This window comes from Kaistella sp., assembly GCF_032060305.1.
GTDB lineage: Bacteria > Bacteroidota > Bacteroidia > Flavobacteriales > Weeksellaceae > Kaistella > Kaistella yananensis.
Genome location: NZ_DAMBHK010000011.1, coordinates 32,752 through 41,853 on the forward strand (window position 1 = coordinate 32,752; position 9,102 = coordinate 41,853).

Consider the following 9,102-nt stretch of genomic DNA (forward strand, 5'->3'; position numbering starts at 1 on the left):
AAATTACGGTTGTTTTTCTGGGTGCTTTTTCTTTCTTTTCTTTAGGTTGAACTTCGTCATTGAAAGAAATTATCTTAGGTTTTTCACTGATTACTTTTCTGGTAAGTTCCGTAACCATGGTGATTAATTCGTCTTTAAACTGATTGGCTTCATATTCGCCGCGTTCAATTTTTCTAAGCTTAAATTCCCATTCTCCCGTAAGTTCGGGACTTTTCAGGAGTTCATCTTCAATCGTGTCGATCAGTTCTACACCCGTGGTCGTGGCGAGGATATTTTTCTTTTTCCTTTCAATGTATTTGCGTTTGAAGAGCGTTTCGATAATATTGGCACGGGTAGAAGGTCGCCCGATACCGTTGTTTTTCATCATTTCCCGCAGCTCTTCATCATCAACCTGTTTTCCGGCAGTTTCCATCGCACGCAGCAGCGTTGCTTCGGTGTAAGGCTTGGGCGGACTGGTTTTTCCCTGATGAATTAGGGGTTTATGAGGTCCTTTTTCGCCAACTTTAAATTCCGGAATCGTCTGTTCTTCGTCTTTGTCTTTTTTCTCGGTTTCGTCTTTTTTCTCGAAAGCATATACTTCGCGCCAGCCGGGTTCCAGAATCTGTTTTCCTGACGCTTTGAATGGAATGGTACCGACCTGACCTTCCACCAAAGTATTTGAAATCTTACATTCCGGATAAAACACAGCGATGAAACGCTTGGCAACCAGATCATAAATGAGTTTTTCCTCTTTCGATAAACTTGAAGAAGGCGGAATTTCAGTCGGGATAATGGCGTGGTGGTCCGTTACCTTTGAATCATCGAAAACCGCTTTCGATTTTGGAATCGGTTTTGTGAGCAGTGGTGCGGTAAACTGGGCATAAAAATTCATCGAACGCAGGATTCCCTCAATTTTCGGATGAAGATTTTCAGACAGGTATGTCGTATCAACTCGCGGATACGTGGTATGTTTTTTCTCGTAAAGACTTTGGATGTATTTCAGCGTATTTTCTGCTGAATAGCCGAATTTTCGGTTGGCTTCAACCTGCAGTGCCGTTAAATCAAAAAGTCTGGGATTTTTTTCTTTACCTTCTTTAATTTCAAAAGCGATGATTTCGAATTCATGCTGTTTAAGATATTCCAGGCCTTTTTCTGCTTTTTCTTTCGTCTTCAGCCGGTCAATTGCCGCTGCGAAAAGTACATCGCGGTATTTGGTTTTCAGTTCCCAGTATTCTTCGGTTGTAAAAGCGTTGATTTCTTTTTGCCGCTGCACAATCATCGCAAGGGTAGGAGTCTGCACGCGCCCAATAGAAAGAACGCCTTTGTTGCCACCAAATTTGCGGGTGAAAAGCCTCGTTGCATTGATGCCCAGCAACCAGTCGCCAATCGCGCGGGCATTTCCGGCGAGGTAAAGATTCTGATAGTCCTCGGCAGGTTTCAGGTTGGCAAAACCTTCTTTTATCGCGTCTTCGGTAAGTGAGGAAATCCAGAGCCTTTTCATGGGTTTGCGGCATTTGGCTTTCTGTAGAACCCAACGCTGTATGAGTTCTCCTTCCTGACCGGCATCCCCGCAATTAATGACTTCTTCGCAATCTTCAACTAATTTTTCAATGATTTTAAACTGCTTTTCAACGCCGGGATTCGGAATGAGTTTAACACCGAAATTCTGTGGAATCACAGGCAGAAAGATAAGGTCCCACGATTTGAAATGCGGGCTGTAATCCTGAGGTTCTTTGAGGGTGCAGAGGTGTCCGAAAGTCCAGGTTACCCAAAACCCATTACCTTCAAAATATCCCTGTTTAGGCATGTCGGCGCCCAATACTTTGGCAATATCTCTGGCAACACTTGGCTTTTCGGCAATACATAGTTTCATAACGCAGCTTCATTTTGAGGACGGGTGCAAATTTGCGTTTTTTTTCTGAATAAAGGATTTTAAAAATATCAACTGTACGAACGCACTGTTCTAAAATTCAATAAAAACCTCAGCCTTTCATTTGTGAAGATCTGTATTTTTTCGCGATAAGTTGGAAATATTGACTAACTTTATCTTAAGTTTAATAACCTCGCAATGTCTTGAATTTATGCAGACCAGTTACATCAGTAAAAATAAAATTTGTAAAGGAGAAGAGATTAAAGGTCAGGACATCCGAACTGGTGTTTATAGCCTGATAGAAAAAGATTATCCGGGATTTTCTAAGGATGATTTTGTTTCCCTGAACGAACTCAACAGATACAGGAGGCTTTACCTTACCTCGCTGATCGCTGAGGAAAAAGGCGAACTGGCCATCATCGACCTTGATGTGATGGATGCGATTAAAAACAATTCCATTCTTTCAGAAAACATCAAAGATGAAATGGATGGCGAATTAACTTTTGGTGAGAAGTTTGCCGATCGAGTTGCCTTATTTGGCGGAAGCTGGCATTTTATTATTTCTTTCTTCGTATTTATTATTTTGTGGATGGTGACTAATCTTTGGATTTTAACTGTCAAACCTTTTGATCCGTTTCCGTTTATCCTGCTCAATCTTATTCTTTCCTGTATCGCTGCCATACAGGCGCCCATTATTATGATGAGCCAGAACCGTCAGGAACAGAAAGACCGAATCCGCGGAGAACACGACTATAAAATCAATCTGAAGGCAGAACTCGAAATCAAGTTGCTGAGCGAAAAAATCGATCATCTTCTCGTGAACCAAAACAAAAAGCTCCTTGAAATTCAGGAAGTACAAACCGATTATCTGGAAGATTTAATGAAAGTCATACAAAACAAGAAAATTTAATACTCAGAAATGAAAGATAAAAAAAGCAGATTTCTTTAATTGAAACCTACTTTTTATCATGATTTTTACGAAGTTATACCGCAAGATATCCTCCATCAACCGGATAAAAACTTCCGTTATCGAAAGAAGCCTGATCTGAAGCTAAAAACATACACATCGCTGCAACTTCTTCGCGATGACCGAGCCTGCCGAAGGCATGTTTGGATTCTAGAAATTTAATCGCCCCTTTCCCAACGTTTCTTCGTTCACCATTCCGGTGTAGATAAAACCGGGACCAATGGCGTTCACGCGGATTTTCTCGGTTTCGTATTCCCACGCCGCACTTTTTGTAACTCCTGCCACGCCGTGTTTGGAAGCTAAAGGCTGGAAAATGAAAAATATGTTTGAAAACAATTAGGTAAATTTGCAGCTCGCAAAGAAGTCAATGTGTAATCTTAAGTGATAAAGAAGTAAGAATGAGCATTGGTCTTCAGCAAACATAAAATAGAAAGATTAAAATTTATGATAGAATTTATGCAGCAGCCGTGGCCTTGGTATGTCGCCGGACCACTCATCGGACTTACTGTTCCGGCACTTTTGATCCTCGGCAACAAAAATTTCGGGATTTCATCATCTTTAAGACATATCTGCGCCTCCTGTATGCCGGCCAACATTCCTTTCTTCAAATACAACTGGAGAAAAGAGGTGTGGAATTTATTTTTTGTGTTCGGAATCTTCGTGGGAGGAATAATTACAGCAATGTTTTTTACAAATCCGAATCCGGTTGAAGTGCATCCAAATCTGGCTGCAGAATTAAGAGGTTACGGAATTACAGATTTCAGAAATCTTGTACCGGCGGAACTTATGAATTGGGAATCGCTATTTACGCTTCGCGGTCTTGTGATGATGGTGGGCGGTGGATTTCTTGTAGGTTTTGGCACACGCTATGCTGGCGGCTGCACGAGCGGACATTCCATCATGGGAATAGCTAACCTGCAACTCCCGAGTTTAGTTGCCACCATCAGTTTTATGCTCGGCGGTTTCCTGATGGCCAATGTATTACTTCCAATTATTCTTTCGCTTTAAAATTAAACACATGCAAAACGATATCAATAAAAATGACGATTTGGAAAGGAGGTCTCTGGACAGTATGTGTGTTAACGAAAGCATGCTGGAACACCGCTGGTATCATAATTTAAAGTATCTGCTTCTGGGAATTTTCTTCGGAATTGTCTTTACAAAGGCCGAAGTCATCAGTTGGTTCCGCATTCAGGAAATGTTCAGGCTGCAGTCTTTTCATATGTACGGAATCATTGGAAGTGCGATTTTGGTCGCGATGATTTCAATCAGGGTGATTAAAAAATTCAACATTAAAACAATTTACGGAGAAGAAATCGTTTTTCATAAAAAGGAATTCAATAAAGGGCAGATTTATGGCGGGCTGATCTTTGGTTTTGGATGGGCGGTTACTGGCGCATGCCCTGGTCCACTGTTTGCACAAATCGGTAACGGTGCTACCGTAATTGTTGTAACACTCCTCAGCGCTATTGTCGGAACCTGGGTTTACGGATATTTCAGAGAAAAATTACCCCATTAATTAAGAGGTAATGTGATTCTAAGAATATTTATTTTTCCAGATTGTCATACAGATGATTTTCGGATAAATAAACGATGAGGCTGGCATCAACCTGATCTTTGTTCATCATGTAAAATTTTTGCGGATCGGAAAAATCTGCTCCTGTGCCGTTGTGTCCAAGGATAATGTTGCGCTGGAATTCGATTCCATTAATTTCAAATGTTACTTCACGTTTCATTACGCCGTTTTCTTCTTGAGACGGACCTAATTTCACGATGGTAATTTCGTTTTCCTGAAGTTCAATTTTCATAATATGTTTTCTTAATGTTGTTGATTATTGGATTTACAGTTTTTCGTTTTCAAGGATTTTCATCACAATGGCTTCCTCTTTTGTGAGTCCTGCTTTTCCGTCATCGATTTCAATCTCATCGAGTTCGTCCAGGTACTTTTTAATCGATTTGTTTTCGTAAAGGTTGATGACGAGAGGATGTACATAATATTTCCGGCACACGGTCGCCGTATTTCCAAGATTGGCAGCGACCATTTCAAGCGCTTCCTTTACTTTTGATTTGTAGGCAGTGTCGCTTTCTGCTTCGCCGATTTCTTTGAAGGCGATCAGCGCATTTACAGTTCCTGACCAGGTCCGGAAATCTTTTGCGGTAAAATCGTCGCCGCTTATTTCTTTTAGATAATCATTCACCATTCCGGAATCTACGGGATGTCTTTTGCCATCTTCGTCGTAATACTGAAAAAGTTCTTTCCCCGGAATGTCTTTACAGTTCTGTACGGCTTTTGCGAGTTTTCCATTTTTCAGGTCGATGTCGTGATAAATGCCTTTTTTTCCTTTGAATGAAAAATTTATTTTTTGACCTTTTATATTGACGTGTTTATCCTTTAATGTGGTAAGACCAAAGGAACCATAAAGTTTTTCATAGACATTATTTCCGATTCTAATATTGGTTCTTTCCATTAAACTCACTACAACGGCCAGTACTTTTCGTTTTTCTAAAGTCTTCAGTGAAAGATCTTTTTCGAGGTTAAGACGTATTTGAGGAAGTGTATAGCCAAACTGCAGCATTCTGTAAAATTTCGTATGATTTCGCAGTGCGTTCCAAATTGGATGATAACGGTATTGTTTGCGCTTTTTAGCATCGATGCCGGTTGCCTGAAGATGACCGTTCTGCAGACCACAAATCCAGACATTCTCCCAGGCAGGCGGAATGGCCAATTTATTGATGCGTTGGATTTCTTCCTGGTCCTTTATTCTCTCGTCACCGTAATAATACACATATTTTTTGCCGCGTTTTCTGCGGGTAATTCCGTCTGATTCACGGTCATTCGTATACACCAGACTTACTGCCTTGGCAGATTTTACCGGGTCCTTCATGATTTTTACAATCTTTGAGGGACTCAGTGAGATTACAACATCGCTCTCGGAAGTTTTCATTTGATCATTCAGTTTTTTAACCGTTAACTATTTCCCCACCATTTGGGTGCAATACCTGTCCTGTCATGAAAGAGGAATCTTCACTGGCAAGGAAGAGGAAACAAGTCGCTACTTCATTCGGTTCGCCGGCACGCTTCATTGGCGTATCGCTGCCAAATTCGGAAACTGCTTTTTTAGAGAGGGTAGAGGCAATTAGTGGTGTCCAGATGGGTCCTGGTGCCACCGCATTTACACGGATTCCTTTTTGTGCAAGATTTGCGGCAAGACTTCTCGTAAAAGACAGGATTGCGCCTTTGGTTGCAGCATAATCCATCAGGTGATCACTTCCGCGGTAAGCCGTAACAGATGTAGTGTTGATGATGCAGCTGCCTTTCTTCAAATATTTCATGGCATATTTCGTAAGCCAGAAAACTGAAAAGAAATTGGAATGAAAGGTTTTCATCAGCTGCTCTGTGCTGATGTCTTCAATTTTCTCGGATTCCCAGTGAATGCCGGCATTATTGACGAGGATATGAAATTTACCAAAAGTTTTAACCGTTTCGGTGATTACTTTTTTGCAGTTGTTTTCTCTGCCAAGATCGCCTTTGATGAGGATGCATTTTCTACCTAACGTCTCAATCTCCTTTTTGGTTTCCTTTGCATCGGAAGTTTCACTCAGGTAAGAAATCACAATATCAGCGCCTTCCGCAGCAAAAAGCAGGGCAGTCGCTTTTCCAATGCCACTGTCGCCACCGGTGATGATGGCGGTTTTGCCTTTTAGCTTTCCATTCTGCTGAATGGGTTCACTTTCAGGAGGGGGCGAGAGTTTAGCCTCGAGTCCCGGCTTATTCTGTTTCTGCAAAGGCCGGATTTTGGTTTTTGATTTCTTCTGCATGATCTGTGGAATTAAGAACGTTATTTTCTACCCCGTCCTAAAAGCCAGAAGATAAGTCCGATCACGACTGCAACAAGAAAAATTCCCCACCACATCCCGGCTTCGAAAATTGTTCCTATCGCATCACATCCCGTAAGGGTAAACATTGCCAGTAAAGCTAAACTGAGTAACATAAATTTTTTCATAACAGTGATTTTTAATGGTTTATATTTAATGTTTATGGAATCGATTGTTCTAAACCCTGTGATAATCCGGACGCCAATCTGTGATTGATTCTTTAATCTCATCACCTGAAACGTCTTTATTTAGGGCTTCTGCAAGTAAAGTTTTAAATTCTTCATCATAAGCAAAACGGAGGGCTGCAATTTGACTGAAATTAAGCTGTTCGATCACCTTATCAGACCTTTCGCCGAAGATTTCAAAGTACCGCTGTTGAAATTCGAGACGGATGATTCGGTTCTGATTTCCGAGTGCGTAATGCTGCCTCAACATCACGGTGAGATAAAGAATCAGGAAAATGATTACTGAAAACAGCAGCCAAACCAGGGTGTTTCCGTTATCGGTAAAATATTTCCAGATGCCGAGTACCTGAAGTCCCGCGAGAATCGGCAGAAAAATAAAATGATGCGGTGCGTAATATTTTTTGTGATTGCTGTAGTTTTGAGTTTTCATAAAATTCTTCTATCAAAAATTTAACCAAAGCCGCCGGAAGCGTATCGATAAAGGAATTTCAGCGTTAAACACTAAGTATTATTCCTTTTCCAAAAGTTCCAAAGCTTTCAGCATATCAAAGCCTTTCCCGAGCACCGGTTTAAAAATATCACCTTTCTTTTCAATTCTTTGCAGTGCGTTTTCGATGTTGAAATCGGTAGGTTTTAGCCCGGTTTTAAGTTCGTCCCATTCGATTGGCATTGAAACTGGCGCTCCGTTTTTAGGTCTCAGGCTGTACACGCTTGCAAGGGTTTGGCCGCGTCGGTTTTGGAGGTAATCGAGGTAAATTTTTCCTTTATCGCGTTTCTGAAGGTTGCGTTCCAGAGTGGTGATGTCGGGAATTTCTTTCTGTACCAGCTGCATCATCACGTGTGCAAAATCCTTCACCTGCTCGAAAGAATACTTTGCTCCCGCAGGAATGTAAATATGGATTCCGGAACTTCCCGAAGTTTTGCAGTAACCTTTCACTTTTGCCTTATCCATAATTTTTTTTACAGTCTGCGCAGTGAGAATTACGTCTTCAAAAGTATTGTTGTCGGAAGGATCCAGATCCAGTACCAGGTAATCGGGTTTGTCGGTAGTATCTTTCCGGCTGGTCCAAACATTGAGTTCAATGCATCCCAAATTGTTCAGATAAGCCATCGTGGCTTTATCATTACAGAGAATGTAGTTGATGTATTTGTCGGTTGATTCTGAAAAAACTTTTTGGGTTTCAATCCAGTCCGGGATTTCGTCGGAGGCATCTTTTTGGTAAAAACTCATGCCTTCAATACCATTCGGGAAACGGTTCATCGATTGCGGACGGTCTCTCAGATGTGGAAGAATATATTTTGAAATGCTCTGGTAATAAGCAATTACATCGCCTTTTGTCACTCCGTCCTTTGGAAAATAAATTTTATTCTGGTTGGTAAGTTTCACTTCCTGCTTCCCGAATTTCTGCAGTTGATCAGTATCTCTTTTCATTGTTGTTTTTTTTAAAGGTTTCGGTTCCGGATTATTGGTTTTTTCATCATTTTTAAAGTTCAGATCTTTTGGATTTAAGTCTTCCCTTAAACGCAGAAAAACCGGATGACGGAAGATGTGATCACTGGTGATTTCCGTAAATTTAATTTCAGCAATGAGTTCAGGTTTCAGCCAGGTAGCCTTATCATTGGTTTTTGGAATTTTCCTGAAAGGAGATTCCGTTACAATCAGAGGTTTCATTTTATCGTAAAGTTCTACCAGCATTTTGTCGCTGAAACCCGTTCCGGTATGGCCGCAGAAAATAAGTTCATTCCCATTATACCGTCCCAAAACAAGCGACCCGAATTTCTTTCGGCTGCCTTTGGGCGCGGTAAATCCACAAATCAGGACTTCTTCGGTTTGTTGACTTTTAATCTTCAGCCAGTCGCCGTTTCGTGTGCCGCGGCTGTAAGTGCTGTCGGTTTTTTTGGCAATCATTCCTTCCAGCCCAAGTTTTTCTATCTGCATGAAAAATGCTTCTCCTTTTTCAAGAATATGATCGTGATATTTGATATGTTCAGTTTCTACCAAAGCCTCTTTCAGAAGTTCTTTCCGCTGAAGAAGACTGAGGTTTTCCGTCGAGTGGCCATTCAGCCAGAGAAGATCGAAAACCTGGTAAATTATATTAAGATTGGGATTTTCGCCAATGCGCTGCAGCCACTGGAAATTTGGTTTTCCTTCGTTGTCATAAGCAACAAGTTCTCCGTCCAGAATCATTTCGTGCTCCTGAAATTTCAGTGAATTGCTGATTTTT

Annotated in this window: 12 protein-coding genes; 3 read left to right on the forward strand and 9 right to left on the reverse strand. The window is 41.1% G+C overall.

Annotation, left to right across the window (positions count from 1 at the left end):
• On the reverse strand, positions 1-1,852 hold a 1,852-nt coding region (locus tag V5N63_RS02815), incomplete at its 3' end, for a DNA topoisomerase 3 (protein WP_332032741.1).
• A gap of 208 nt (positions 1,853-2,060) precedes the next feature.
• Between V5N63_RS02815 and V5N63_RS02820 the strand changes: the two genes are divergently transcribed.
• Complete coding sequence (locus V5N63_RS02820) at positions 2,061-2,759, forward strand: DUF1003 domain-containing protein (RefSeq protein ID WP_332032751.1); 699 nt, start codon at positions 2,061-2,063, stop codon at positions 2,757-2,759.
• A 73-nt stretch (positions 2,760-2,832) separates the two neighbouring features.
• Here the strand turns inward: V5N63_RS02820 and V5N63_RS11900 are convergent, their stop codons facing one another.
• Together V5N63_RS11900 and V5N63_RS02825 are read right to left on the reverse strand one after the other, a co-directional pair.
• Positions 2,833-2,979 (reverse strand): SDR family oxidoreductase, encoded by a 147-nt coding sequence (locus V5N63_RS11900; RefSeq protein ID WP_442905771.1) that lies wholly within the window; start codon positions 2,977-2,979, stop codon positions 2,833-2,835.
• Positions 2,967-3,152 (reverse strand): SDR family oxidoreductase, encoded by a 186-nt coding sequence (locus V5N63_RS02825; protein ID WP_332032742.1) that lies wholly within the window; start codon positions 3,150-3,152, stop codon positions 2,967-2,969. Before V5N63_RS02825 ends, V5N63_RS11900 begins: the two co-directional genes overlap by 13 nt.
• 90 nt (positions 3,153-3,242) lie before the next feature.
• Between V5N63_RS02825 and V5N63_RS02830 the strand changes: the two genes are divergently transcribed.
• Both V5N63_RS02830 and V5N63_RS02835 read left to right on the forward strand, forming a co-directional pair.
• Positions 3,243-3,824, forward strand: a complete 582-nt coding sequence (locus tag V5N63_RS02830; RefSeq protein ID WP_332032752.1) for a YeeE/YedE family protein — start codon at positions 3,243-3,245, stop codon at positions 3,822-3,824.
• Positions 3,825-3,888: 64 nt separating this feature from the next.
• Complete coding sequence (locus V5N63_RS02835) at positions 3,889-4,335, forward strand: DUF6691 family protein (protein ID WP_332032753.1); 447 nt, start codon at positions 3,889-3,891, stop codon at positions 4,333-4,335.
• Between the two features lie 28 nt (positions 4,336-4,363).
• On the opposite strand, the gene V5N63_RS02840 is transcribed toward V5N63_RS02835, so the two are convergent.
• From V5N63_RS02840 to ligD, 6 genes are all read right to left on the reverse strand, one after another.
• Complete coding sequence (locus V5N63_RS02840) at positions 4,364-4,624, reverse strand: hypothetical protein (RefSeq protein ID WP_332032743.1); 261 nt, start codon at positions 4,622-4,624, stop codon at positions 4,364-4,366.
• A gap of 33 nt (positions 4,625-4,657) precedes the next feature.
• The gene (locus V5N63_RS02845) at positions 4,658-5,761 is read right to left on the reverse strand and encodes a DNA topoisomerase IB (protein ID WP_332032744.1); all 1,104 of its coding nucleotides are present in this window, start codon (positions 5,759-5,761) and stop codon (positions 4,658-4,660) included.
• Between the two features lie 16 nt (positions 5,762-5,777).
• Complete coding sequence (locus tag V5N63_RS02850) at positions 5,778-6,635, reverse strand: glucose 1-dehydrogenase (RefSeq protein ID WP_332032745.1); 858 nt, start codon at positions 6,633-6,635, stop codon at positions 5,778-5,780.
• A 20-nt stretch (positions 6,636-6,655) separates the two neighbouring features.
• On the reverse strand, positions 6,656-6,820 hold the full coding sequence (locus tag V5N63_RS02855; RefSeq protein WP_265144541.1) for a phosphatidate cytidylyltransferase: 165 nt from the start codon (positions 6,818-6,820) through the stop codon (positions 6,656-6,658).
• A 49-nt stretch (positions 6,821-6,869) separates the two neighbouring features.
• Positions 6,870-7,307, reverse strand: coding sequence for a DUF6526 family protein (locus V5N63_RS02860; protein WP_332032746.1), 438 nt, complete (start codon positions 7,305-7,307; stop codon positions 6,870-6,872).
• A gap of 78 nt (positions 7,308-7,385) precedes the next feature.
• On the reverse strand, positions 7,386-9,102 hold a 1,717-nt coding region (gene ligD / locus V5N63_RS02865; RefSeq protein ID WP_332032747.1), incomplete at its 5' end, for a DNA ligase D.

What these genes read in the sequence shown, in the direction of transcription:
- V5N63_RS02820 (WP_332032751.1), top strand. Translation starts at nt 2,061, where the DNA reads ATGCAGACCAGTTACATCAGTAAAAATAAAATTTGTAAAGGAGAAGAG.
- V5N63_RS02835 (WP_332032753.1), top strand. Translation starts at nt 3,889, where the DNA reads ATGTGTGTTAACGAAAGCATGCTGGAACACCGCTGGTATCATAATTTA.
- V5N63_RS02840 (WP_332032743.1), bottom strand. Translation starts at nt 4,624, where the DNA reads ATGAAAATTGAACTTCAGGAAAACGAAATTACCATCGTGAAATTAGGT.
- V5N63_RS02845 (WP_332032744.1), bottom strand. Translation starts at nt 5,761, where the DNA reads ATGAAAACTTCCGAGAGCGATGTTGTAATCTCACTGAGTCCCTCAAAG.
- V5N63_RS02850 (WP_332032745.1), bottom strand. Translation starts at nt 6,635, where the DNA reads ATGCAGAAGAAATCAAAAACCAAAATCCGGCCTTTGCAGAAACAGAAT.
- V5N63_RS02855 (WP_265144541.1), bottom strand. Translation starts at nt 6,820, where the DNA reads ATGAAAAAATTTATGTTACTCAGTTTAGCTTTACTGGCAATGTTTACC.
- V5N63_RS02860 (WP_332032746.1), bottom strand. Translation starts at nt 7,307, where the DNA reads ATGAAAACTCAAAACTACAGCAATCACAAAAAATATTACGCACCGCAT.